The following is a 25,331-nucleotide window of genomic DNA, read 5'->3' as shown; positions in this document are numbered from 1 at the left end:
TGCGCGCTCACCGCCGGGCGGTCAGGGTGTAGCGGCCGCCGTGGCGGGTGACCTCCGCGTCGCGCAGGCCCGCGGCTTCGGCGAGGAAGCGCAACAGGGTCGGGTGGACGGGCCGCTGGGCGAACGGGTCCAGGTGGAAGTCCTCAGTGGACTCCGAGGTCTCCACCACGAGGACGCCGCCCGGCTGCAGCGCGGCGCCCGCCAAGGCCACGAAGCGGGCGACGTCGGCGGCGTCGAGCCGTTCGACGAAGCGGAATGCGGTGACAGCGCCCAACGAACGGTGCTCCACTGTGGACAGTGAGGTGAGCGCGTCGCTCTCGTCCACCACGAGACCGAGGGCCGTGCACTGGCGCACCACGTGCGGGTTGGCCGAGGCCGACCGCCACGGGATGTCCGCGCCGCGCAGGACTTCGAGCCATTCGCCGCGGGCGGGGGCCATGTCGAACACCGGGCCGTTCGCCTCCCGCTTGCGGGCCTGCCGCACGACCGGCAGATGCGCGGCGCGCGCCGCGCGGACGTGGTCCACGGGGCCGTCGAGCAGTTCGGCCACCGCCAGCTCCAGGTGCGCGCCGCGCTCCGGCAGCTTGGCGACGGCGGCCGGGGTCGGCCGGGCGGGCAGCGCGGCGCGGACCTCGTCGAGGAACAGGTCGACCTGGGCGTGGCGCAGCCGACCGTCGCGGGCCGCGGCGACCAGTTCGGCGAGGCTCGCCTCCAACGCGGCCAGGCGCTGGTCGGTCTCGCCGGACGCCTCGGCCTTCTCGGCGAGCTGCAGGCGCAGGTCGCCCACCTCCGAGCGGACCCCGCCGATCGACGCGTAGATCCGCTGGTTGAGGCCCGCCATGATGTTCTGGTCGGCCCGCTTCAGCGATTCCACCTCGTGGCGCAGGTCGTCGGCGCGGGCCAGCCCGGCCGAATCGTGCACCACGGCGGAGAGGCGCTGGATCTCGGCGCGCTGCTCGGCGACGACCGCGTGCAGGCTGCCGATCGCGTCCCGCGCGGCCAGGTTTGCCTCCACCTGCCACTTGAGCTGCCTGCGCCACAGGAACCGCAGCGCGAGCCTGCCCAGCAAATCCCCGCGCCGCAGCGGAAGGTGTAGCTCGCGGTGTTGGTCCAGCCGTGCCAACGCATCGGCCAGGCGCGCGTCCGACATACCTCGCCCATCGACTTTCTTTCAGCGGCAGCTCCCGCCATTCGCCGCGAAGTCTAGAACCTGCGCTCGGCCCGCTACCGCACGGGACGGGCCGACAGCTCCCCGACGATCCCGGCCACCACCTCGGGCTTGAGCAGGATGGTGTTGCCCGACGCGAGCGTGCGCTCCACGATCTCGACCATCACCACGTCGTTCTCGGCCAGCATCCGCCCGGCCGCCCGACCGCCGTCGCGATCCACCTTGCCGTAGTGCAGCACGGTCAGGTCGCGGAACGACGCGGCCAGGTAGCGCAGCGCGCGAATGCTGAACGAGTCGCCGAGCAGGCCCGCCTTGGGCTCGACGGTGCCCGGCCCGACGGCGGTGTCCAGCCGCACGGGGGTGCTGAAATCCTGCGGCAGCACCCGGGTCTGGTCCCACCCGCCGTCCGGCCGCAGCGCGTAGTACCGGCCGTCGATGTTGCCCGCGCGGCCGATGAGCGGCGGCAGGTCGGCGGGCACCCGCCAGGTCTCGCGCGGCGTGACCTGCCACGTCGTGCTGACCCCCGGGGTCACCGCCTCGGCCAGGCCGCGCGCCATGGCCACGCCGCCCTCGTCGGCCCAGTGCGCGTCGAGCGGCGGATACACCGGCTTGCCCAGCCGCGCGCCCTCGGTGCGCAGCTCGTCGCGCAGGTCGACGACGAAGTCCTCGGCCGTCAGCAGCCGCCACAGGTTGTCCGACACCCGCCGCGCGCAGTCCTGGCCGACGAAGGTGTCCGGCAGGTTCTCCGGCACGACCGTCGTCTTGTCCGGCGCCACGACCAGCACGAATTCGCGCCCGGACGCCACCACCCCGTCGCGCAGTGTGCGGAGCTGCTGGAGCGTCTCCTCCAGCGCGATCGACTGCTTGCACCGGCTGACCACGTCGTCGCCGAGGTAGAGCCACCCGTCCCTGCCCTCGATCACCGACGGGATGGCGATGTCGTTGATCTCCTTCCGCGACCCGAAGATGTCCGGCTGGGCCGACTGGTTGCCGCCGCCGAGCGCGGGCGGCTCGCCGAACACCGACCGGCTGACCGCGTCGGCCACGCCGATCGCGTTGTGCCGGAACGCCAGGTGATCGGTCGCCCAGGGGCTGAGGTTGCCCAGGAAATTCCAGCCGTCCGCCGGACTCGGGAACGCGGCGAGCGGCCGGTTCTCGATCTCCGGCGGACGCACGCCCAAACCGAGCGCGACCAGCGGCGTCGTGAAGAACACCGCGGCGAAGAACAGCGCGAGCCGCTGCCTGCCGCCATGCCGGGGCCGATGCAGCGAATGCTCGCGGGGCAGCCACGCCTCGTGGATGGGCGGCAGGGTGTCCGGTTCGTCGGTTCGCGTCAAGGCCCGCTCGCCCCCTCGTCCGCGCCGAGTGACCGCACCAGCCGCTCGATCCGGTCGAGCTGCGCGGCCATGGCCACCATTCTCCGGTCTGTGTCGGCTTCGAGCGAGTCCGTGCGCGTGCCCGCCGCGTCGAGCGCTTCCGCCATGCCGTCCACCACGACGCCCAGCACCTCGCGCTGGTGCACGTCGTAGTGGTCGATCGCGCGCAGCACGGCCTTGCGCAACCCGCCTGCGAACGGCACCCGCGACGGCGTCGAGGTGTCGGCCCGCCAGTGCAGCGCCTCGCGCGCGCGGACCACCGGGTCGGCCGCGCGGTGCCTGGGGTCGGCGTTGCGGTCGGCCGGGCGCTCGCGCCACGCGCGGTAGGCCGCGTCGAGTTCCCGCCGCATCCACTCGGCGGCGGCCTCGACCGTCCGCGTCCGCAGCAGGTGGGCCCGCGCGGCGCTGCCGCGTCGAGCCGCCTCGGCCGGGTCGTCGGCCACCGCACGCATCGCGGCGGCGGCGGCGTCGAGATCAGGATCTGCCCACAGCGCGGTCGCCTGGTAGGGCGGCGATCCGGGGCCGACCGGCGCCATCCGGTACGGCACTGGCCAACCGAGACCTTCGCCGAAGAACTCCGCCGTGCCCGCGTACGCGGTCGCGATCACGGGCAGGCCGCGGATCATGGCCTCCGCCACGGTGAGCCCGAACCCCTCACTGCGGTGCAGCGAGACGTAGGCGTCGCTCGTCGCGTACAGGGCGGTGAAGTCCGCGGTGCTCAGGTAGCGGTCGATCAGCTCGATCCGGCTGTCGTCCGCGATCGCGGTGCGCAGCCGCTCGGCGGCGGCCGCGTGCGGCCCGCTGTTCGTCGCCTTGATCGTCAGCCGCACGTCGGCCCGGCCGGGGAAGGCCCGCTGGAACGCGCTGACCAGCCCGTCCGGGTTCTTGCGCGCGGCGGTGCTGTTGAAGTCGAACGCGAACAGGAACCGGATCGGGTCGCCCGGGCGCCGCTCGGGGCGGACCACCTCGCCGGGATCCGGCACGGGCACGGGGATGACCTTCACCGGCACCGGCGAGTGCGCGGCGATGGACCGGCGGCAGAACTCGCTGACCGTCCACACCTCGTCCACCAGATCGAACCCGCTGTGCAGCCAGTCAGGGAACTCTTCGAGCTCCCACGCCCACAACCCGATCCGGTAGCGGCCGTGCCCGACCTCCGGGTAGCTGTCGAGCAGTAGTTTCGTGTAGTCCGAGTTCACCGCGAGCACGCTGACCGGGTACTTCGGCCGCCCCGTCGTGCTCGGCGCCGCGAGCGAGAGTCCGCAGGTCAGTGCCTGTTCCTCGACCACGGCGGCGATCGGGACGGCCGCGTGCCGGAGCACGTCGTGGACGACCCGGCCCATCTCGCCGAGCCCCAGGTCGGCGGTCAGGTAGCCGGCGAGGTTGACCCCGAACTCGGCCACCGGGCGCGCGGGGCGGGCAGGTTCGCGGGGCGCCGCCCACGACGGCACCTCGCCCTCCGCGACGCCGTGCGTGCGACACCACTCGCGAAACGTCGCGCCGTGCGGCTGCGGGAACGCGACCTGCAGGTCGACCCGCGACCGCCACAGGCCCGTGACCAGCCGGTTCAGCCCGGCCGCGGCCGCCAGCGGGGTCTCCGCCGAACTCAGCCAGTCGCGGAAACCCGCGCCGAGGTCGTCGCCGAACGGGTGCGGGGGAGCGTCGTCGGCCTCCCGGAACAGCTCGCGCATGACCGGCGTCAGCTCGGTCCCGTCCGGCAGCGCGGCGAACCGGTACGGCTCGCTGTCGGCTGCCTGGAGATCCGTCCGGTAGTCCGCGCACAGCTCGCGCAGCGCGCTGTCGGCGGACAGGAGAACACGGGCGTCGTCGACGCAGTGCGTGCTGAGCAGCCAGGGGGTCCCCGGGTCGTGTCCGACGAACTGGAACAGCGGCACTGGTGTGCCCTCGGCCAGCTCGTGCGCGTTCCAGTAGGCCGCGGCGAACCCCGGTTCGCGCAGCTCGGCGTGCCCGAACAGCGCCGCGGCGCGGTCGAGCACCCGCTGCTCGGCGGACCCGGTCTGCTTGGCGTCGGCGGGCAGCCGCTCGTGCTCGGCCACGAAGTCGAGGAAGGACTTCGCGCCCTGCCCGACGGCCAGGAAACCGACGTCGTAGGTGCCGGGAAGGGCCGCGTCGTCCGGCTGCCTGCCATCCGCGGGCAGCGGCTCGCGCAGGCGCGGCGTCAGCACCACGTCGTGCGCGCGGGCGGCCACCACCACCTCGGGGAGCGGTGCGAACACCTTGCTCTCTGGCTGGATGAACACGGCCACGTCGTACTCGGCGAGCAGGTGCCGCAGCAGCCGCGGCCGCACCGCCGCCGCCAACTCGCCCGCGTCGTAGCACGTCGCCATCCGCAGGAACTCGGCCCGGCCCAGGTCGAGCCAGCCCGGGCCCACGACCCGGTAGCCGTGCTCGACGCTGTCACCGGCGGCGTCGAGCACCACGACCAGGAAGTCGTGGTCGGGGTGGTGCGCCGAGTAGGTCCGCGCCAGAACCCGCGCGGCGGGCATCCCGCCGCGCGTCGTGATCGTGCACCCGACCGCCGAGCGCCTGCCCTCAGGCATCGACCGGCAGGGCCGTGAGCTGCTCCTCGATCACCTTGTCGAACGCCTCCTGCACCTTGGCGAGGTCGTCACCGTAGATCTGGATACGCACGATGGTGCCCTTGTGCAGGTAATGCGCGCGCAACGTCGCCGGCCTGCCCTCGGCCTTGTCCACCTCGGCGGTCGTGACGCCGGTCGGCGCCGTGGGGCGCGCGGCCATCCCGAACTTGAGCTGCAACTGCGCCAGACCCTGGACCGCGATCACCGCCGCCTCGGGCGTGGCCGCCTTGGTGGTGAAGATGTACGCGTTCACGTCGCCGGGCAGCCGCGAGACGATCAGCCTGCACTTGCCGGACTCCGCCGTCTTGTAGAACGCGATCTCGTCCGGGGTGAGGAACCCGCTCTGCTCCGCGTCGGCGAAGGTCAGGATGTGGTCGGTCGGCTCCCGCTTGCCGGGCAGCTCGGCGACCTCCAGGTCGTCCTTCGGCCGCACCGTCGTGGTCGGCGCCACGCTGGTGCTCGTCGGGGCAGTCGTGTTCGGCGGCTGCGCGTCGGTGGAGCCGTCGCGATTGAAGAAGAAGAACGCCCCCACGCCGAGCCCCGCGACCAGGACCACCACGGCGGCGATCACCGCGATCCGACTGCCCTTGCCCGAGCCGCCCGACTCGAACAGTTCCGGCCCCTGCCGGATCCACTCCGGGCTCCCACCGGCCGCGAGCGGCGGGAAATCCGACCCGGCCCACGGCGGCGCCAGGTTCTCGTCGGGCTGGTTCCAGGACTGCGGTGGCTGACGGTAACCGGGCGCGGGCGGGTACTGGCCGCTCTGCTGCGGCACGCCGGGCACGATCTGGGTGCGCTCGGCGTCGCTCTCGTTGCGCGGGCGGGTGCTCTGCCAGTTGCCGCCGACGATCTGGGTGCGCTCGGTGCCCTCAGGCGGCCGCGCGGGCACGATCTGGGTCTTGTCGGCCTGGTCGGACACGACCTGCGTCCGCTCGACGTTCGGCGGCGGCGGGGCGGCCGGGGTGGGCGCGATGAACTGTGTGCTCTCCGCCGGGCTGGGAGGTCCGGCCTGCGCTGGGCCGCCAGTGCCCGCCGCGGACGAAAGCAGTTGGTCTCGCCGGACCCGGTAGTCGTCGGCCGAGATCCGGCCGGTGGCGAGTTCCTCGTCGAGCTTGCGGAGTTCCTCCTGCCAGGACAACCCTGGCCCCCTTCCCTGTCGCCGCGGCCCCGCTCCCGTGGCATGGCCGAACCCGCCACATTCTGCACCGCACCGTGTGGTCGTCCGGTGTCGAGGCCAACTCGTGACCTTGCGTTACCGCTGCTAGCTCGACTGCGCGGGCAGCGACCGAGCTGTCAGTACCACTGTCCGCCGCAGCGCGTCGGTGAGCTTCGCGTCGTCACGGGTGCCGTTCTGCAGGATGATGATTCGCACAGTTCCGCCGTCGGTGACATAGGACGCCTGGACCAGCCCGACCTCGGTCGCCTTCGTGGCGGTGACCCCGGCGGGAAGGCCGGAGATGCCCGCGTCCACCAGCCTGCCCTCCTTGCCCACGGCGATGATGCTTGAGTTGACCACGGTCGCCCCCTCCTGGCCCGGAGTCTGGAACAGGAACATCTGGTAGGACAGCTCGTCCTCGGCCGCCGCCCGGAAGAACACCTGCTGGGTGGCGCCGTTGGTCAGGTAGTCGACTTCCTCCTGCTTGAGCAGCTTCGCCGCGAGCCCCTGGTCGACGCTGAAGGTGCCCGTGGTCGTCAGCGGGTTCTGCGTGGGATTGGGCAGCCGGTCCAGACTCAGCCCCGGCCGCGTTGCCTGCGTCTGCTGCGCCGCGGGCGCTTGCTCGTCCGACCGCTGCAGGTACCACCAGACTCCGCCCCCGACCGCCGCCAACACGACCACCACGGCCAGCACCACCAGCACGACCCGGGTGCGCCTGCCCTCCCGCGCCCCCGCGAAGATCGCCGACCCCTCGACCAACTCCTGACCGGTCGCGATCCGCGCGGGCGGGATAGGTGCGCTGGTCAGCGGCGCGTGCTGGACGGGCGCCTTGGCCCCGAACCCCGCGGCCTGCCGAACCGAGACCCGGCTGGACGCCTGGGCCAGGATCTCGTCCCGCAGGCGCCGGTGGTCCGCCGCCGACACTTCGCCTGCCGCCTCCCGCGCGTCCAGTTCCCGCAGGCGTTCCTGCCACTCCATCGGTTGATCTCCCAGGTTGGTCGGATTCCGCTCCATCTTCCCTTGGTTCGTGCCGAGTTGTTACCAGGTTCTTGCAAAACTCGGACGGTGCGCGCCGGGCTCGTACAGTGGGGGCATGGCGCTGTTCGGACGGGACAAGAGTCGGATCGTGGAGCCGGAGCGGGCGTTGCCGGGGCGGTCGACCCCGCTGCCCGTGCCGACCACGCACGCGGTACACCCGGATCGGCGGATCGTGCCGCCGTTCCCCGACGGCCTGCGCACCGCGGTGCTGGCGATGGGCTGCTTCTGGGGGCCGGAGCGAGTCTTCTGGCAGGTCCCCGGCGTCTATTCGACGGCGGTCGGGTACGTGGGCGGGCACACGCGGAACCCGACGTACGAGGAGGTCTGTTCCGGCCGCACCGGCCACACCGAGGCCGTCCTGGTCGTCTACGACCCCGCTCAGGTGACCTACGAGGCCCTGCTCAAGATCTTCTGGGAAGGCCACGACCCCACCCAGGGCATGCGCCAGGGAAACGACACGGGAACCCAGTACCGCTCAGCGATCTACTACGTGGACGAGGCCCAGAAGGCGGCCGTCGAGGAGAGCCTGGCGAGCTACCAGCGGGCCCTCACCCGCGCGGGCCACGGCACCATCACGACCGAGGTCGCCGCCGCGGGCCCCTTCTACTACGCCGAGGACTACCACCAGCAGTACCTCCACAAAGTCCCCCACGGCTACTGCGGCATGGGCGGCACCGGCGTGAGTTGCCCGGGCGGCTTGGGCATGCGTGAGGACTGACGGTTCCCGGAGTCACGTCGCGAAGCGGGCCTCCCATCCGCCGGAGCGGCCCGGAGGTGCCACGCGGTTGCCCCGTTTGGCGGGCAACGGTCAGGCTTCTTGGGAGTCGGGGCCGAGGCCGCGGCTCGCGGGCGACACCAACATCGCGGCCGCACGCGACTTCACCCGACCACCACTTATACGGCTCGGAATCCGCCCATGACCATGTGATCTACGACTTTGCCGGAGCCGTGGGGCATGCCCCTGTTCCACGGGGTCGACCTCGTTGCCGCCGACTACATTGACGAATACCTATGGTGTCCGACAATTCGGTTTCCGCGGCTATTAGATCGCCACTACCGCCGCGAAGTAGCGTGACGACCAAACCCTATACATAGGGCAGTGCTCGTGCCATTGGTTGCCTTTCGATGAGCATGCGAGCGCGAGGATGTCGAGGTCCGCCTGCTCACAACTGGTGCAGAAATAGTACTCAATGTAGGATATTTCCTACAGACACACAGGGTGACAATCCGTATCGTAATTGTGTGCCTGGCGACCCAACCAAGATCGAGTTGCGACGCAGGGCCTTCGCTGTGCAACTCCGGCGGATCCGAACCGACCAAGGTCTGACGCAAGAGCAAGTCGCGCATGACGCTGGCATGGACCGATCCTTCTATGTAGACATTGAAAATGCTCGGCATTCGGTGTCCGTCGACAAAGTGTTCGCGATTTCCGATGCCATAGGCGTGTCGATTGAGGAAATCTTTCGCGGCCTTTCGTGACCTAACAATAACTGTGACGGTTGATATGCCTATTGCCCGATTGCTGGCAGACTTTGAGAACCTCAAGAAATCGCGACGCACAGCTCCAGTCGAAATATTGCAAACTATCGGAAAATTTAGCGCTGGATCACTCAAATTGTTGCGTGAGCACTCGACGGTTCGACCGTTTGCATGGACAGGTAGGGGTGCGAGAAGATATTCTATTTTCATCCTGGATGAGCCTGGGGCGCGAATTTCTCGGGCAGTGAATACGGATCAGTTTATCTTCGATCCTGACGAGTTTATTTCGGGCTGGAGCGAACTCCTAGAAGCTGTCGCAAGTAGTCGGTCCCAAGGTCGGCTCATATACCTTGACGCAGTGAGAGTTAATGCCCTTTGCTATTCCGCTGTAATGTCTTGGGCTGCCGCCGTTGACCTATTCAAACCTTCAAATGGGCTCGCTGGTACCTATTTCGAGATACTTACCGGCGCGTTGATCGGCAATCTGTCTGGGCGGGATGTCGGCTCAGAAGTAAAGTTACCAGTTCCGGGTGGTTACGAGAAAATCAAGGTCGATCTTACCTTTGAGGCAAACAACGGCCGACCCTGTCTCGTTGTGCCGACGAAAATATCGACCCGCGAACGGATTTCCCAGGCTTATGTGCATGCTCGAATACTTGAAACAGCACGCCCTGGCGATTATCGCACCATAATTTGCGTGGTAAACGAAACTAACACAGTTAACGACGCCAAGATCAAAGAAATAGACGGCCAGTATCCAGGCAGGGGATTGAAGGAGACGCTTGTTCCTGGAACAATCGCGCTTTATCAGAAGTATATTGCTCAACTCGAAGGCATGTACTACCTGGATCCTCCAGCTTCATACCTTGCTGGAAATTGTCCTGGAATGCCGTTGGTTCGACCGTATGGCCACCTTCTGACAGAGGATCTACCTTACTTGCTTGAATGATCAGAACAGCATCATGTCACTAGTGTCGACGTCCTGCGGACGTTTGGCTGAATCGCCACGCAACGCGCGGGCCATTTCGCCCCCGATTGCTTCCGCCAAGGTAACTGGCACCGCATTCCCGATCTGATGCCTGACGTGATGCCGAGTTCCTGAGAAGGCGAATGAGTCTGGGAAACCTTGTAGGCGAGCAGCTTCACGAGGGGTTAGCGGTCGGTCGACCTTGGGATGCCCATATCTTCCTCGTGTAAAACTGTCGAAACCGCCCGTGATGGTCGGGCATTGCCCGTCCCATCGAAGCCTCCCGTACACGTCTGGCCAACCACCCTTGGTGGTATCTACGACCTGATGGCAGCGCAGGCGAAGGTTGAATGGAATGTCCCGCCACCCTCCCCCTTGGGGGACATGCGAAAAGCGTTCGATGTTGATGGCCGTGACTCGCGCGGCCTGGTGATTCGGGTACTCCGGGTGCTCGCTGTAATCGTTCGGCGGCTCCGGCAAATTGCCAATTACTTCACCAACTGTAGGCCATTGGGAAGTGGTGGCTTTCGGCACAACAAAGCTGCCCGGTTGGTCTCGCCTAATTCCAACTAGCACGAACCGCTCTCGCGTTTGAGCAACACCATAGTTGGCCGCAATGTAGAAGTGACCGGTCAGCTCATAGTCGACCAAGCCGTGGAACCGCTCTACTAGATGCTTGCCACGTACCTGCGCCAACATGGCTACGTTTTCAAGCAAGAATGATCGCGGCTTGAGTTCATCAACGAGACGCAGATACTCTAAGACGAGACTATTCCTCTTGTCCCCGAGATGTGCGCCTCGTTTCTGTTTCGAAAATCCCTGACACGGAGGTCCGCCAGCAAAGAGAGCGAGATCATCGTTAAGTCCGGCGCGCTCGATAATCCAATCTCGATCGACGGTGGTTGCGTCAGCCTGGAAACCGTGCTCACCGATATTCTTGCAGTAGCTGGTGATTGCCTCGATGTCGGTGTCGAAGGCGCACCGCATGTCGAACCCGGCGTTTCTTAGCCCGAGGCTCAACCCTCCAGCGCCCGAGAATGCGTCAACCGCTGTGAGATGGTCGGTGTCACCCTTCAACGTATTGTCTCCCTACGGCTTGAGTTTCAGTGGCCATGATCGACGGCTAAGGCGCGTTGATCAGGCTACCGCGCGGCCAGTTGCGGGCGGAACTGTGCCGACCATCCCGGTCCTGGAGCGGTTGGCCGACGCGCTCGAAGCCGAACTCGTCGTCCGGCTCTCACCGCGGACGTCGGCCGCTTGATTCGGAGACCGGCGTCCAGCGAATCAACGCATCGGGGGGTTGGCTGGGGGCGCATCATGGCTCGTATGGGTGAACGCACGCGGGCGCGGACCGCCGCGGTGATGGGTCGATGGGTCGAGCCTGCGGAGGTGTACGCGCGCGGGCATGCCCTGCGGGAGTACACGAGCCACCAGGCGCACAGGGAGTGCGTGCTCGCGAAAGACCGGCCGTCGGTCGTGGACTTCGTCGACGCGAGCAACGAAGGCCGACTGCCCGACCTGGCGCCGTTGCGCGTCGGCCGCATGCTGGCCTCGCCGTTCGCGTTCTTCCGGGGCAGTGCGGGGCTCATGGCGGGCGACCTCGCGGCGAGCCCCCGCAGCGGCCTGGACGCCCAGTTGTGCGGCGACGCCCACGTCGCCAACTTCGGGCTGTACGGGACGCCCGAGGGCCGGATCGTCATGGACATCAACGACTTCGACGAGACACTGCCCGGCCCGTGGGAGTGGGACCTCAAGCGGCTCGCCGTCAGCCTGGTTCTCGCGGGCCGCGAGGGTGGGGTGTCGGAGAAGGGCTGCCGCGAGGCTGCCGAGGACGTGGTCCTGTCCTATCGGCGCACCATCGACCACCTCGCGCAGCAGCCGTTCCTCGAATCCTGGACGGCCCTTGGCGACGAGTCCGTGCTGACCCAGGTCAACGCGGGCGCCCTGCTGGACGACTTCGCCAAGGCCGCCAAGAAAGCCCGCAAGAACACCAGCGCCCGACTCGCCGCCAAGTGGACCCACCGCGGCGCCGACGAGCGGTGGCGGTTCGTTCCCGAACCGCCGGTGCTCACCGCGGTCTCCGAAGACACCGCTGACGCCGTGATCGGGGCGTTGCCCGAGTACGTCGACACGCTGCGGGAGTCCCGGCGGATCCTGATCACCCGCTACGGCGTCTCCGACGTGGCCTTCCGCGTCGTCGGGACGGGGAGTGTGGGGTTGCGGAACTACCTCGTGCTGCTGCACGGCAACGGCGACGAGGCGCTGGTGCTGCAGGTGAAGGAGGCCCGACCGTCGGCGCTCGCCGCGCACCTGGCGGGCGACCCGGCCAAGCACGAGGGCAAGCGGATCGTGCACGGCGCGCGCCTGGTGCAGGCCGAGACCGACATCCTGCTCGGTTGGACGACCGTGCGGGGCAGCCACTACATCGTGCGCCAGTTCCGCAACCGCAAGGGCGAGATCGACGCCACGACGCTGGAGCGCGACCACCTCGACGACTACGGCCGGTTCGCGGGCGCGCTGCTCGCCCGCGCGCACACCCGCTCGGTCGACCCGCGGCTGCTCGCGGGCTACTGCGGAACCGACGGCGACGACCTGGACGAGGCGTTCGCCAAGTACGCAGTCGACTACGCCGACCGCACCGAGGCCGACCACGCCGAACTCGCGGAAGCGGTGCGGGCCGGGCGGGTGCGGGCGTTGATCGAGGACGCGGCCTAAGATCGCCAGGTGGGGCCTGTCGACCGCCGGAAGCGCCTGGGGGTGCACTACACGCCGGTGGGGTTGGCGGGGTTTCTGGCCGAGCGGGTGTCGCTCGCGGTGGGGGATCGGCCTATCCGTGTGCTCGACCCGGCGTGCGGCGACGGCGAGTTGCTGGCCGCCATTCGCCTGCTGCACGCCGACGCCGAGCTGGTCGGGTTCGATCTCGACCGGGACGCCGTCGAGGTGGCCAGGGACCGGCTGCCGTCGGCGGTGATCGAGCCGGGCGATTTCACCGAGTTCGGCGACGAACTCCCCGCGGGCTCGTTCGACGTGGTGATCACCAACCCCCCGTATGTGCGGACCCAACTCCTGGACGGGCAGGCGGCGCACCTGTCGGCGCGGTTCGGGTTGCGCGGCCGGATCGATCTGACCCACCCGTTCGTCGCGATGGTGCCTCGGCTGCTGCGCGCGGGCGGCGTCTTCGGGCTGCTCTGCTCCAACCGCTTCCTCACCACCAAGGCGGGCGGCAACGTCCGCGAGCTGCTGACCTCGCGGTTCGCCGTGCATGAGGTGTACGACCTCGGCGACACCCGGCTGTTCGACGCCGCGGTGCTCCCCGCGGTGGTCGTGGCCGTCCGCGACGGACAGCCCCGCCCCGCGCGCTACGCCAGCGCGTACGAGTCCAAAGTGGACGCACCGGCGGGCGAGCTGTTCGCCGCACTCACCGCCGACCGCGACTCGCGGGTGGCGGTCGGCGGGCGCGCGTTCGAGGTGTCCGTCGGCACCCTCGCCCACGGCGGCGGCCACCCGTGGCGGCTGAGCACGCCGGACCGCGAGCGCCGGTTCGCGCGCGTGGCCGACCGGACGTGGAAGACGCTGGGCGAGCTGGCGCGCATCCGGGTCGGCATCAAGACCACCGCCGACCCGGTGTTCATCGGCGAGCACTGGGACGCGCTGCCGCCCGCGCACACCCCGGAGCCCGAGCTGCTGCGCCCCCTGCTCACTCACGCGGACGTGCACGCCTGGGTGGCGCCGGGGCCGCCACGGGCGCGCGTGCTCTACCCGTACCTCGATCTCCCCAACCGCCAGGTCGTCAACCTGGCCGACCACCCGCGCGCGGCCGCGTACCTCGAACTGCACCGGGCGCGGCTGGCCGGGCGGCGGTACCTGACCGACGCCGGGCGGGAGTGGTTCGAGATCTGGGTGCCGCAGCGGCCCGCCCTGTGGCGCGCGCCGAAGATCGTCTTCCCGGACATCAGCCCGCTGCCGCGGTTCACCGTCGACCGCAGCGGGGCCGTGGTGAACGGCGACTGCTACTGGATCAGCGTGCCCGAACTCGGCGGCGACGACCTGGCGCAGCTCGTGCTGGGGGTCGCCAACTCGGCGTTCGGCACCCGCTTCTACGACGAGGTGTGCGGCAACCGGCTCTACGCGGGCAGACGCCGCTGGATCACCCAGTACGTCGCGCGGCTGCCCGTGCCGGACCCGGGGGCGCGGGCAGCTCAGCAAGTGGTGGCGTTGGCGCGCACGCTGGCGGAGGCGTCGGCCGCCGACCGGGCCGAACTGCTGCCGCGGCTGGACGCCGCCGTGCGCAAAGCATTTGGCGAAATTGAGTAGACCTACGGATGCCCTGCTCAGCGCGCGGATCCATGCTCTTGTCCATGACCACGCAGACCAAGACCCCGCCCTCGCCCACCACGGCCGCGTTCTTCGCCCAGGCCGCGCTGTCCTTCTCGATCGCCCTCATCGCGGTGACCGTCGGCATCGCGCTGCTGCCGGTCGATCCCTGGATTCGGGCCTTCCTGGGGTTAGGTGCCCTCTACGCCGTGACCTCGTCGTTCACCCTGGCCAAGGTCATCCGGGACCGGCAGGAGGACGCCGCCGTGGCGAGCAGACTCGACCGCGCCCGGATGGACAAACTCATCGCCGAACACGACCCCTTCAAAGCCCCCACCCTCTAACACCCCCGGACCCCCTCACGGCACAAAGCGCCAACCCCGCTCCACTCGCACCGTGGGCGACCCTGCCGTTGGTTACGTACTCGATGCGAGCCGCAGGCGAGCGAACCCGCTGGATCGCGAGAGACCGCACCGTGGGGGTCTGGGGGATCGTCCCCCAGATGAAATGTCGAAACGACCCAGTTCGCGCACTCCGCGAACACGGGTCACCCAGAGTGGAGCGGACGACGAGATTCGAACTCGCGACCCTCACCTTGGCAAGGTGATGCGCTACCAGCTGCGCCACGTCCGCACGCCCCGGTTTCCCGGTGCTCGGCAACTATATCCGATGTCCGCGGTGCCCCGTCATGGTGGGCCTGTTCGGGCGTCACGCTGGGTGAACAGGCGGCGTCGACCAAACGGACTAGGACGTTCGGCGGTGCCTGTAAACGTTATTCACGGTTATCGACCGCCGGATACCCGGATGTGGCATCTTGTTCACCATTGTCACGGCGGCCAGGAGGAGGTACCGGGCCGGATGACCGGGATCCACCGGCCTGCGTTCGGCGGGCGTCGCGACGAAGAGGTGCCGTCGGAGATCGCCGAGTCGCCCGAGGCCACTGCTGCCGCCGAAGACCGAGCCCTGCTGTTCCGACTGCGCTCCGGCGAGGACGCCGCGTTCGGCGAGCTGTTCAGCAGGCACTCCGCCGCTGTCCGCAGGCTCGCGCTGGGCCTGGTCAACGACCGCGCGGAGGCCGAAGACCTCACCGCGGAGGCGTTCTTCCGGGTGTTGCAGGCCATCCGCCGCGGCTCCGGTCCGGTCGACAATGTCCGCGGCTACCTGCTGATCGTCGCGCGCCGGGTGGCGTGGGAGTGGAACGGCCGCAGGCGCGACGTGCCCGTGTCCGACGAGGAGTTGAACCACCGCGTCGGCGCCGATCCCGACACCAGCGGCCAGTCGACCGAGCGCAACCTGATCACCCGCGCGTTCACCAGCCTGCCCGAGCGCTGGCGCAGCGTGTTGTGGAAGGTGGAGGTCGAGGGTGAGCGCCCCGCCGTGGTCGCGGTCAACTTCGGCCTCAGCCCGAACGCCACCGCCGCGCTGGCCCGGCGCGCCAGGCAGGGCCTGCGGGCGGCCTACCTGCAGGCCCACCTCACCGTCGACCGCGGCGCCACCGGCTGTCGCTCGGTGCTGGAGAAGCTCGGCGCCTACACCGCGGGCAGCATCAAGGGCACCGAGCGGCGCAAGGTCCGCGCCCACCTGTCGACCTGCGGGTCGTGCACCACGATGCACGCCGAATTGCAGGATGTCTGCTCCGGCCTGCGCGCGCATGCCGCCTACCTCGCCGCCCCCGTCGCCGGGGTGGCCCTGTGGCAGGCGGGCGCCGCGGCGGCCCCCGCGGCTGCGGGGTTCAGCGTGAGCGCGAAGGCGCTGTTGGCCGGTGCCAAGGTCCAGGTCGCGCTGGCGGCCGCGTCGGCGGCGGCGGTCGGCGCGTTCGGACTGGCCCTGGTGCCGTGGGGCGGGTCGACCGACGACACCGCCGCGTTCGACGATTTCGACGGCGCCCCCGAGTTGGTGATCACCGGCGAATCCACGAGCACCGCGCCGGTGGTGTCCGACGGCGGGGCCGTGCCGACCAAGTCGGTCGCCGAGACCACGACCCCGCCGCGGGCGCCCATCCTGGACGCGGAGCCGCGGAACCGGGGCGGCACGTTCGCGCCGCAGCCGCGCACCACCGACGCGATCAACGAGCCGGGGACCGAGACGCAGTCGGAGCCGGCGGCACGGATCGAGACGTCCCCGGTGAGCACGTACGACGAGAACCAGCCGGTGGTCTTCCAGCAGAGTTCCTACCAGTGGAAGTGGTCGGTCTACGACGACCGGGAGGTGGTCAGCGAGACCACCACGCAGACCAAGGTCAACGCGGCCAACCAGACGACCGTGCTGACCCAGACGACCGAGCGCACCACGTACTACTCGCCGCGGGCCGAACCCGCGGGTGAGTACGCGCAGGTCGTGCCGAGCCCGTCGCCGACCCTGCCCGCGGTGGAGAAGCCCAGCTCACCGGGGTCGGCCACGATACCGACCAGCATCGTCGCCAGTTGATCAACTACCCTGTCGGTGGGACGATCGACGGGTAGTTCACCCGCGCGGTCCAGTGCCGAGGGGGTAACGTAGCCCTCGGTGTAGTGACTGAATGTGGTGACCCGGTTACCCGCGCCGAAGGGTGGAAGATGACACGTCAGACCCGTGACGTGAACGGCCGCCTGTGGACCGTGCACGGCACCCTGGAGTGGCGCACGCCCGCCACCGAGGACGACTTCGAGCACGACGTGGCCGCGGGGTACGTGCCCGGCATCGTGATGATCGTGCTCATCAGCATCCTGGCCATCGTCCTGGTCACCTGGACGCCGATCGACGTGGTGGTGCCGATCTGGCTGGTGCTGCTGCTGGTGCTGCTCGCGCTGTTCTTCCCGGCCCGCTGGGCGCTGCGCAGGCCGTGGACCCTGGTCGCGGAGACCGGCGACGACGGCGACGGCGGGCCGGAAGAGCGGTGGATGGGCACGGTCCGCGGGTACTTCACCGCCCGCAGCGAGATCGCCAAGATCGCCAAGACCATCAGCCAGGACACCCAGCCGAGCTACGAGGGTGTGCTCAAGCCCATCCAGTGATCGGGCATGACAGGGCGGCGTCCAGCGGCAACACTGGAGCCGTGCCGGAACTGCCCGAGGTCGAGGCCCTAGCCCACCACCTGCGCGAGAACGCCGTGGGCCGCACGGTCGCGCGCGTCGACGTGGCGTCGCTGAGCGTGCTCAAGACGGCCAGCCCGCCGTGGACCGCGCTGCACGGCCGCCAGGTCACCACGGCGAACCGCTACGGGAAGTACCTGGATCTGGACTGCGACGGTCTGCACCTGGTCACCCACCTCGCCCGCGCGGGCTGGTTGCGCTGGGTCGACACCATGTCGGCCGCTCCGCCGCGTCCGGGCAAGGGGCCGCTGGCGCTGCGCGTGCACCTCGGCCCGCCCGGCCAGGGCCCGGGGATCGACCTCACCGAGGCGGGCACCAAGAAGGGGCTCGCGGTGTGGATCGTGGACGACCCGACGGCGATCGAGCAGATCGCCACGCTCGGGCCCGACGCGCTCGCGGTGACCCGCGACGAGTTCGCCGAGCTGTTCAAGGGCCGCACCGAGCGGCTGAAGACCGCGCTGACCAGCCAGCGGGTGATCGCGGGCGTCGGCAACGCCTACTCCGACGAGATCATGCACGCGGCGAAACTGTCCCCGTTCGCGACCGTCGGCAGGCTCGACGACGACGCGATGGACCGGCTCTACGCGTCGCTGCGGACCGTGCTGACCGACGCGGTGGACCGGTCCGTCGGCCAGGACGCGGCCCGGCTCAAGGGGGAGAAGCGCTCCGGGCTGCGGGTGCACGCCCGGACCGGCCTGCCGTGCCCGGTGTGCGGGGACACGGTGCGCGAGGTGTCGTTCGCCGACAAGTCGTTCCAGTACTGCGCCACCTGTCAGACCGGCGGGAAGCCGCTGGCCGACCGGCGGATGTCCCGACTGCTCAAGTAGCGGCGGCAGCCACCTATTCTTGTCACACCTTCGGTGGAACGGGAGCATGGCACGGTGGCCGAGCTGTTGACCGAACGCGCGTTCGTGGGAGTAGTCGCGACGCTGGTGGTCCTCGGGCTGTTCGTGGTGCTTTGCAGGCCGCGCAAGTCGGCCTCGGTCCACGACGCCGTGCTCGACGCGGTGCAGCGGCTGTCCAAGGCCGCGCCGGAGCTGCGCAACGGGCTCACCGGACACGCCGCCGACGAGGCCACCCAGCACCTGCTGGAGATGCTCAAGTGCGTGGCGATAGGCATCTCCGACGCCGAGGGCAACCTGCTGTCGTGGGACGGACAGGCGAACGAGCACTACGACGACCTCGCCGAGCCGATCGTGGGCGCGGTCCAGCGCAGCCAGCGCGCGCACGTCCAGCACGAGAACCTGCCGTGCCGCCGCCGCGGTAGCTGCCCGATGCGCACCGCGGTCATCGTCCCGCTGATCATCGACGGACAGGTCGAGGGCGCCCTGATCGTCGTCGGCGGGGTCGACAGCAGGCGGCTGATCCGGGCCGCCGACGAGGTGGCCAGGTTCCTCTGCATCCAGCTCGAACTGGCCAAGCTGGACGAGTCCAAGCAGCAGCTCGCCCGCGCGGAGACCCGGGCGCTGCGCGCGCAGATATCCCCGCACTTCATCTACAACACCCTCAACACCATCTCCTCGCTCATCCGCACCGACCCCGAGCAGGCCCGCGAGCTGCTGCAGGACTTCGCCGCGTTCACCCGGTACTCCTTCCGCACCTCCGGGCTGTTCGCGACGTTGGCCGACGAGCTGAGCAATATCGACCGCTACCTGACCATCCAGTGCGCGCGGTACAAGGAGCGGCTCAACGTCCGGCTGCGGATCGCCCCGGAGGTGCAGTCGGTCGTCGTGCCGTTCCTGGTGCTGCAGCCGCTGGTCGAGAACGCCGTGCAGCACGGCATCGCGAAGAAGCCGGGCGGCGGCACGGTCGGCGTGTTCGCCCACGACAACGGCGCGGAGGCGCTGATCGTCATCGAGGACGACGGCGTAGGGATGGACGCCGACCGGCTCTTCGAGGATCTGCGCGACTCGCACAAGACCGGCTCCCACGTCGGCGTCGGCAACATCAACCAGCGCATGCGGCAGGTTTTCGGCGACGAGTACGCGCTGATGGTGGAGACCGCGCCGGGGGCGGGCATGAAGATCACCCTGCGGGTGCCCAAGTTCTTCCCCGGCGTGCGCCCCGACCTGCCCGACTTCTCCACCCACGAGGAGGACATGGACGGGCCGGGTGGGCCGGTGCCGCCACCGGCCCCGCCCGCCGCCGTCGCCCCCTGAGGTCGCGCCGAGCGGCACGTATGTTGGTCGGTATGAGCGTGACCGACAGGCTGGCCGCCCGACTGCCCCGGTTCGGCGACCGAGGCGACCGACCGCCCGTGGTGGCGGTGGTGAAGCTGCACGGGGTCATCAGCCCGACGCCGTCCCCGCTGGCGCGCGGAACGATCAACATCAACACCGTGGAGTCGGCCCTGTCCAGGGCGTTCGGCCACGACCGGCTCGTCGCGGTCGCGCTGGCGATCAACTCCCCGGGCGGCGCGCCGACGCAGTCCGCGCTGGTGGCCGAGCGGATTCGCGAGCTGGCGGACAGGCGGCAGGTGCCGGTGCTGGGCTTCTGTGAGGACGTGGCCGCCTCGGGCGGCTACTGGCTGGCCTGCGCCGCCGACGAGATTTACGCCCACCGGTCGTCGCTGGTGGGGTCGATCGGGGTGGTCACGGCCGGGTTCGGGCTGGCCGGGCTGCTGGAGCGGTTCGGCGTCGAGCGGCGCGTGCACACCGCGGGCACCCGCAAGGTCCGGCTCGACCCGTTCCAGCCGGAGAACCCCGACGACGTGGCCTGGCTGACGAACCTGCAGGGCCAGTTGCACGACCAGTTCGTCGGGTGGGTGCGCGAGCGCCGCGACGGCAAGCTCGTCGGCACCGACGAGGAGCTGTTCTCCGGCGAGGTCTGGACCGGCGCCAAGGCGGTCGACCTGGGCCTCATCGACGGCGTGGGCAGCCTGCGCGCGGTCGTGGCCCAGCGGTTCCCGGACGCGGAGGTGTCGGTTACCGAGCCGAAGCGGACGGTGCTGGCCCGGCTGGGCGTCGGCGGCGGGTCCGGGGTCGCCCTCACCATGCCGGACCGTGTACTCGCCGCTATGGAGGCACTGGAGACGCGGGCGGCTTGGTCCCGGTTCGGGTTGTGACGTCGGCCAAGGTGTGAACGCAGAGTCACATTCTGCCGCCCGTCGTCACCTGGTCGGTTGGCCTCTGGATTGACCATGGACAGGCGGGCCGCGCAATCGGCAAGATGCACTCACCGTGAGTACCGCGAACAACACCCCAGGTCTCGTCGTCCTCGCCGTCGATGACGAGAAGTCCGGCATGGCCCAACTGGTCGAGCTGCTGAACGGCAACCGACATGTCCGTCGCATCCTGCAGGCGTTCGACGCGACCGAGGCACTGCTCGAACTCGCGGGCGACGACTCGGAACTCGCCGCCCGCAAGGACGCGGGCCTGCCCGTGGTCGACGTCGTGTTCGCCGACCTGGAGATGCCCGGGCTCACCGGCATGGAGCTGGCCAAGGTGCTGGCCGGGTTCAAGCCCGCCCCGGTCCTGGTCTTCGTCACCGCGCACAGCGAGGAGGCGGTCGCCGCGTTCGACCTCGGCGCGGTCGACTACCTGCTCAAACCGGCCGAGCAGCCGCGGCTGGACAAGGCCATGGAGCGGGTACTCGCCAAGATCCACCAGAACGGCGGACAGTCCGCCGCCGCGGTTCCCGAGCAGCGCGACGACGAGGTGATCCCGGTCGAGCTGGCGGGCACCACCAAACTGGTGTCGCGGGCCGCGGTCCGCTGGGTCGAGGCGCAGGGCGACTACGCCCGCCTCTACACCCTCGACGGCTCCCACCTGGTGCGCATCCCGCTGGCGCAGCTTGAGGAACGCTGGGAGAAGGCCGGGTTCGTCCGCATCCACCGCTCCTACCTGGTGCCGATCTCGCTGATCACCGAGCTGCGCATGGGTGGCTCGGGCTACTCGGTGGTGATCGGCCACGAGGAGAAGGTGCTGCCGGTCAGCAGGCGCCACACCCGGGAGCTCAAGGACCGGTTGGTCAGAGGCAACGGGCCGTGAGCAAACACTCGGCAGGCGGCTACCAGGACCCGCCCACCCAGCCGCGCCGCAAGCGCGTCGTGCTGGCCGATTCGCGGGCGCCGGTCACGGTGCTGCGCACGGTCATCGAGCTGGAGCAGCAGACGAGCTGGGCCGAGGAGGTCGTGCGCGGGTTCATCCGCACCCAGTTCCGCACCGCGGCCTGGCTCGCCGCGCTGGTGATCCTGCTGTTCGGCAGCCTGCCGCTGCTGTTCTTCCTGTTGCCCGGAATGTCCGAAATCGCCGTCGCGGGCGTCGCGCTGCCGTGGTTGTTGCTGGGCATCTTGCCCTTCCCCCTCCTTTTCGGCATCGGGTACTGGTACAACGTCTTGGCTGAGCGACACGAGCGCGACTTCGTCGACATGGTCGAGAAGTAGGCGTTCCCACGACAGAAGAGACCCGGGCGCCTTGGAACTGAACCTGTGGGCGGTGGCAGGCATCCTGCTGGTCGGCCTCGCCACGTTCTCGATCGGGTTCCGCAGCTCCCGGCTCGCCAGCACCACCCAGGACTTCCTCGTCGCCCGGCGCACGGTCCGGTCGCGGCGCAACGCCGCCGCCGTCTCCGGGGAGTACCTGTCGGCCGCGTCGTTCCTCGGCGTGGCCGGGCTGATCCTCAAGGACGGCGCCGACGCCCTCTGGTACCCGATCGGCTTCACCGCGGGCTACCTGGCGCTGATGCTGTTCGTCGCGGCGCCGCTGCGCCGGTCCGGGGCGTACACGCTGCCCGACTTCTGCGAGGCGCGGCTGGGCTCGCGGGGCTTGCGCGGGCTGTCCACGGCGTTCGTGGTGTTCATCGGCATGCTCTACCTGGTGCCGCAGCTCCAAGGCGCGGGGCTCACCATCCAGCAGATCCTGCCCTCGGTGCCGACCTGGGTGGGCGCCGCGCTGGTGGCCGTGGTGGTGATCGTCAACGTGTTCGGCGGCGGCATGCGCGCGATCACCGTGGTGCAGGCGTTCCAGTACTGGCTCAAGCTGTTCGCGATCGCCGCGCCGACGTTCGTGCTGTGCGCGCTGTTCGTCGGCGACGGCGGCGCGCGGGGCGTCGGCGCCACCGGACTCTCGGCGCCGCTGGCGCCACGCTTCACCGCCGACGCGGTCGTCGACGTGGAGACGCCGGTCGTGCTCACGGTCAACGAGCCGGTCTGGCTGTGGGTCAAGGGAAACGTCGACAACGCGGCCGCCGAGGGCGTCGTCTACTGGGGCGCCGGGCCGCACACCGTCGGCGCCGAGACCCAGCTCCGGTTCACCGCGGGGTCCGCGGTGCCGGTCGTGAAGGGCACGCCGCCGGACAACGCGAGCTGGCTGCGCCCGGTGTCCGGCAAGGGCGACCTGCTGACCACGTACTCGCTGATGGTGGCCCTGTTCCTGGGCACCATGGGGCTGCCGCACGTCCTCGTGCGCTTCTACACCAACCCCGACGGCCGCGCCGCCCGCCGCACGACGCTGCACGTGCTGCTGCTGCTCGGGCTGTTCTACCTGTTCCCGATGATCCTCGGCGCGCTGTCGCGGCTCTACGTGCCCGAACTGCTGGTCATGGGCCGGACCGACGCGGCGGTACTGGCGCTGCCGATGAAGATCGCGCCCGGCCTGCTCGGCGAGATCCTGGGCGCGGTCACCGCGGCGGGCGCGTTCGCCGCGTTCCTGTCGACGTCGTCGGGACTGGTGGTCAGCGTGGCGGGCGTGCTGTCCACCGACGTGCTGCCCGGGCGGGTGCGCGACTTCCGCTTCGCCAGCGCGATCGCGGGCGGTGTGCCACTGGCGATCGCGCTGGCGCTGCCGCGCTCGGACCTCTCGCTGAGCGTCGGGATGTCGTTCGCGCTGGCCGCGTCGACGTTCTGCCCGGTGCTGGTGCTCGGCATCTGGTGGCGCAAGATCACCTGGATCGGCGCGGCGGCGGGGATGCTGGTCGGCGGCGGCCTGGTGCTGGCCGCACTGAGCCTCAACATCATCAGCGCGTACACCGGCAACTGGGCGCCCGCGTTCTTCCTGCAGCCCGCGCTGGTGACGGTGCCCGCCGCGTTCCTGGCCGTGATCATCATGAGCAAGGCGACCCAGCGGCACATCCCGGCCGACACCAACCGCATCAGGATGCGGATGCACGCGCCCGACCGGCTGGGCTTCATCCGCGACCGCGACATCGCCCGGTTCGGCACCGCCGAGGAGCGCACGCGCCTGGCCAATGGCCGACACCGCCGCTGACCTGATCGTGGCTATCTGCTAGTCGCCGCCGACGCCGAATTATCTACACAATCCGTAATGTCGCTCTCGATCGGGAATTTCGCAATTCACCTGACCGAGCTACATCTCGGCTCCGAATACGGTTTCGTGACTCGTAATACAGAGCCAACCGCTCGTCGCATCACTCGACAGTCTGGCGATTTCACCCCGAACGGTCGGATGCCGCACCAGACCGGATACCTACCGTCTCGCCACGCGGCCGATCACCTACGGGCCGATCACCTACGGAGGGTCACAGTGTCCACCAGCACCGAGGAAGACGAGTGGGTGCGAATGCACGAGAGCGCTGACTTCCGCGAACTCAAGCGCAGACTGCGCCGCTTCGTCTTCCCGATGACCGGGGCCTTCCTGGCCTGGTACCTGCTCTATGTCCTGCTCGCCGACTACGCGCACGGATTCATGGCGACCAAGCTGGTCGGCAACATCAACGTCGGCCTGGTCCTGGGCCTGCTCCAGTTCGTCTCGACGTTCCTGATCACCTTCCTCTACGTCCGTCACGCCGACCGCCACCTCGACCCGCTGGCCGAGAAGATCCGGCACGAACTGGAGAACGACCTCCGATGACCCTCGCCCAGGCCGCGGAGTCGAACACCGCGCTCAATATCGCCATCTTCGGCGCGTTCGTGGCGATCACCCTCGTGGTGGTCTTCCGCGCCAGCCGTACCAACAAGACCGTGTCGGACTACTACGCCGCGGGCCACGCGTTCACCGGCCCGCAGAACGGCATCGCCATTTCCGGCGACTATCTCTCCGCCGCGTCGTTCCTCGGTATCGCGGGCGCCATCGCCCTGTACGGCTACGACGGCTTCCTCTATTCGATCGGCTTCCTCGTGGCTTGGCTCGTCGCCTTGCTGCTGGTGGCCGAACTGCTGCGCAACACCGGCAAGTACACGATGGGCGACGTTCTCGCGTTCCGCATGCGGCAGCGCCCCGTCCGCGCCGCGGCGGCCACGTCCACTCTCGCGGTCTCGTTCTTCTATCTGCTGGCCCAGATGGCGGGTGCGGGCGGTCTCGTCGCGCTGCTGCTGGGTATCGAGAACAAGGTCGGCCAGTCCATCGTGATCGCGGTCGTCGGCGCGCTGATGATCATGTACGTGCTGATCGGCGGGATGAAGGGCACCACCTGGGTGCAGATCATCAAGGCGGTGCTGCTGATCAGCGGTGCGGCGGTGATGACGGTCTGGGTGCTGAGCAAGTACGGCATGAACCTCTCCACGCTGCTCGGCGCGGCCGTCGAGAACAGCCCGAAGGCGGGCGAGAAGGTGCTGTCGCCGGGCCTGCAGTACGGCGCCACCGGGCTCAGCAAGCTCGACTTCGTGTCCCTGGCTGTCGCGCTGGTGTTGGGCACGGCCGGTCTGCCGCACATCCTGATGCGCTTCTACACCGTGCCCACGGCCAAGGATGCGCGCCGCTCGGTCGTCTGGGCCATCGTGCTGATCGGCATCTTCTACCTGTTCACGCTGGTCCTTGGCTACGGCGCCGCGGCGCTCGTCGGCCCGGCGGCCATCCAGAACGCGCCCGGCAAGGTCAACTCGGCCGCGCCGCTGCTGGCCGAGGCGCTGGGCGGGCCGATCCTGCTCGGGCTGATCTCCGCGGTCGCGTTCGCGACGATCCTCGCGGTTGTCGCCGGGCTGACGATCACCGCGTCCGCCTCGTTCGCGCACGACATCTACGCGAACGTGATCAAGCGCGGTGTGGTCGACGACAAGGAGCAGGAGGTCAAGGTCGCGCGGATCGGCGCGGTCGTGATCGGCGCGGTGGCGATCGTGGGTGGCATCTTCGCGAATGGGCAGAACATCGCGTTCCTGGTGGCGTTGGCGTTCGCGGTGGCGGCGTCGGCGAACCTGCCGACGATCCTGTACTCGCTGTTCTGGAGGCGGTTCAACACCTCCGGCGCGCTGTGGAGCATCTACGGTG

The 25,331-nt window shown here is 69.4% G+C and carries 22 protein-coding genes and 1 tRNA gene; 16 read left to right on the top strand and 7 right to left on the bottom strand.

Annotation, left to right across the window (positions count from 1 at the left end; all coding sequences use genetic code 11):
* Positions 1-7: 7 nt before the first annotated feature.
* From ACT4N7_RS15275 to ACT4N7_RS15255, 5 genes are all read right to left on the bottom strand, one after another.
* Entirely contained in the window at positions 8-1,150 is a 1,143-nt protein-coding gene (locus tag ACT4N7_RS15275; protein WP_444829382.1) for a hypothetical protein, read from the bottom strand.
* Between the two features lie 74 nt (positions 1,151-1,224).
* Positions 1,225-2,505: an alginate O-acetyltransferase AlgX-related protein gene (locus ACT4N7_RS15270; RefSeq protein WP_444829381.1), complete on the bottom strand. Its 1,281-nt coding sequence runs from the start codon at positions 2,503-2,505 to the stop codon at positions 1,225-1,227.
* Positions 2,502-5,105: a glycosyltransferase gene (locus ACT4N7_RS15265; protein WP_444829380.1), complete on the bottom strand. Its 2,604-nt coding sequence runs from the start codon at positions 5,103-5,105 to the stop codon at positions 2,502-2,504. Before ACT4N7_RS15265 ends, ACT4N7_RS15270 begins: the two co-directional genes overlap by 4 nt.
* Positions 5,098-6,282, bottom strand: a complete 1,185-nt coding sequence (locus tag ACT4N7_RS15260; protein ID WP_444829379.1) for a flagellar basal body protein FliL — start codon at positions 6,280-6,282, stop codon at positions 5,098-5,100. Before ACT4N7_RS15260 ends, ACT4N7_RS15265 begins: the two co-directional genes overlap by 8 nt.
* A 123-nt stretch (positions 6,283-6,405) precedes the next feature.
* Positions 6,406-7,278, bottom strand: a complete 873-nt coding sequence (locus ACT4N7_RS15255) for a hypothetical protein (RefSeq protein ID WP_444829378.1) — start codon at positions 7,276-7,278, stop codon at positions 6,406-6,408.
* Between the two features lie 115 nt (positions 7,279-7,393).
* Between ACT4N7_RS15255 and msrA the strand changes: the two genes are divergently transcribed.
* From msrA to ACT4N7_RS15240, 3 genes are all read left to right on the top strand, one after another.
* A complete protein-coding gene (gene msrA / locus ACT4N7_RS15250; protein ID WP_444829377.1) occupies positions 7,394-8,056 on the top strand; it encodes a peptide-methionine (S)-S-oxide reductase MsrA in 663 nt (220 codons plus the stop codon).
* 524 nt (positions 8,057-8,580) lie between these two features.
* Positions 8,581-8,817, top strand: a complete 237-nt coding sequence (locus ACT4N7_RS15245; protein ID WP_444829376.1) for a helix-turn-helix domain-containing protein — start codon at positions 8,581-8,583, stop codon at positions 8,815-8,817.
* A 13-nt stretch (positions 8,818-8,830) separates the two neighbouring features.
* Positions 8,831-9,766, top strand: coding sequence for a hypothetical protein (locus tag ACT4N7_RS15240; protein WP_444829375.1), 936 nt, complete (start codon positions 8,831-8,833; stop codon positions 9,764-9,766).
* Here the strand turns inward: ACT4N7_RS15240 and ACT4N7_RS15235 are convergent, their stop codons facing one another.
* Positions 9,767-10,861, bottom strand: a complete 1,095-nt coding sequence (locus ACT4N7_RS15235; protein ID WP_444829374.1) for a DNA cytosine methyltransferase — start codon at positions 10,859-10,861, stop codon at positions 9,767-9,769.
* Between the two features lie 249 nt (positions 10,862-11,110).
* On the opposite strand from ACT4N7_RS15235, the gene ACT4N7_RS15230 reads away from it, so the two are divergent.
* From ACT4N7_RS15230 to ACT4N7_RS15220, 3 genes are read left to right on the top strand one after another with little or no spacing between them, the layout of a single operon-like run.
* Complete coding sequence (locus tag ACT4N7_RS15230; protein WP_444829373.1) at positions 11,111-12,499, top strand: DUF2252 domain-containing protein; 1,389 nt, start codon at positions 11,111-11,113, stop codon at positions 12,497-12,499.
* 9 nt (positions 12,500-12,508) lie between these two features.
* Entirely contained in the window at positions 12,509-14,098 is a 1,590-nt protein-coding gene (locus tag ACT4N7_RS15225) for an Eco57I restriction-modification methylase domain-containing protein (protein ID WP_444829372.1), read from the top strand.
* A 44-nt stretch (positions 14,099-14,142) separates the two neighbouring features.
* Entirely contained in the window at positions 14,143-14,442 is a 300-nt protein-coding gene (locus tag ACT4N7_RS15220; RefSeq protein WP_444829371.1) for a YiaA/YiaB family inner membrane protein, read from the top strand.
* 213 nt (positions 14,443-14,655) lie between these two features.
* Here the strand turns inward: ACT4N7_RS15220 and ACT4N7_RS15215 are convergent.
* A tRNA-Gly gene (locus ACT4N7_RS15215) sits at positions 14,656-14,731 on the bottom strand.
* Positions 14,732-14,956: 225 nt separating this feature from the next.
* Here ACT4N7_RS15215 and ACT4N7_RS15210 point away from each other — a divergent pair.
* From ACT4N7_RS15210 to ACT4N7_RS15165, 10 genes are all read left to right on the top strand, one after another.
* On the top strand, positions 14,957-16,525 hold the full coding sequence (locus ACT4N7_RS15210; protein WP_444829370.1) for a sigma-70 family RNA polymerase sigma factor: 1,569 nt from the start codon (positions 14,957-14,959) through the stop codon (positions 16,523-16,525).
* Between the two features lie 128 nt (positions 16,526-16,653).
* Positions 16,654-17,091 (top strand): DUF983 domain-containing protein, encoded by a 438-nt coding sequence (locus ACT4N7_RS15205; RefSeq protein WP_444829369.1) that lies wholly within the window; start codon positions 16,654-16,656, stop codon positions 17,089-17,091.
* A 41-nt stretch (positions 17,092-17,132) separates the two neighbouring features.
* A complete protein-coding gene (locus ACT4N7_RS15200; RefSeq protein ID WP_444829368.1) occupies positions 17,133-17,996 on the top strand; it encodes an Fpg/Nei family DNA glycosylase in 864 nt (287 codons plus the stop codon).
* Positions 17,997-18,029: 33 nt separating this feature from the next.
* Positions 18,030-19,328 (top strand): GAF domain-containing sensor histidine kinase, encoded by a 1,299-nt coding sequence (locus ACT4N7_RS15195; RefSeq protein ID WP_444829367.1) that lies wholly within the window; start codon positions 18,030-18,032, stop codon positions 19,326-19,328.
* A 32-nt stretch (positions 19,329-19,360) separates the two neighbouring features.
* Complete coding sequence (locus ACT4N7_RS15190) at positions 19,361-20,233, top strand: S49 family peptidase (protein ID WP_444829366.1); 873 nt, start codon at positions 19,361-19,363, stop codon at positions 20,231-20,233.
* 115 nt (positions 20,234-20,348) lie between these two features.
* On the top strand, positions 20,349-21,158 hold the full coding sequence (locus ACT4N7_RS15185) for a LytR/AlgR family response regulator transcription factor (protein ID WP_444829365.1): 810 nt from the start codon (positions 20,349-20,351) through the stop codon (positions 21,156-21,158).
* Positions 21,155-21,553, top strand: coding sequence for a hypothetical protein (locus ACT4N7_RS15180; protein WP_444829364.1), 399 nt, complete (start codon positions 21,155-21,157; stop codon positions 21,551-21,553). The genes ACT4N7_RS15185 and ACT4N7_RS15180 overlap by 4 nt, the downstream gene beginning before the upstream one ends.
* A gap of 31 nt (positions 21,554-21,584) precedes the next feature.
* On the top strand, positions 21,585-23,375 hold the full coding sequence (locus ACT4N7_RS15175; RefSeq protein WP_444829363.1) for a sodium/solute symporter: 1,791 nt from the start codon (positions 21,585-21,587) through the stop codon (positions 23,373-23,375).
* A gap of 312 nt (positions 23,376-23,687) precedes the next feature.
* Positions 23,688-23,978 carry a DUF485 domain-containing protein gene (locus ACT4N7_RS15170; protein ID WP_444829452.1) on the top strand — a complete coding sequence of 97 codons (291 nt, stop codon included), beginning with the start codon at positions 23,688-23,690 and terminating at the stop codon, positions 23,976-23,978.
* The coding region (locus tag ACT4N7_RS15165; protein WP_444829362.1) for a solute symporter family protein at positions 23,975-25,331 on the top strand (1,357 nt) is incomplete at its 3' end. The genes ACT4N7_RS15170 and ACT4N7_RS15165, both read left to right, overlap by 4 nt.

It is taken from the genome of Actinokineospora sp. (assembly GCF_052390155.1).
GTDB lineage: Bacteria > Actinomycetota > Actinomycetes > Mycobacteriales > Pseudonocardiaceae > Actinokineospora.
This window is presented reverse-complemented; position numbering and strand designations above follow the sequence as displayed.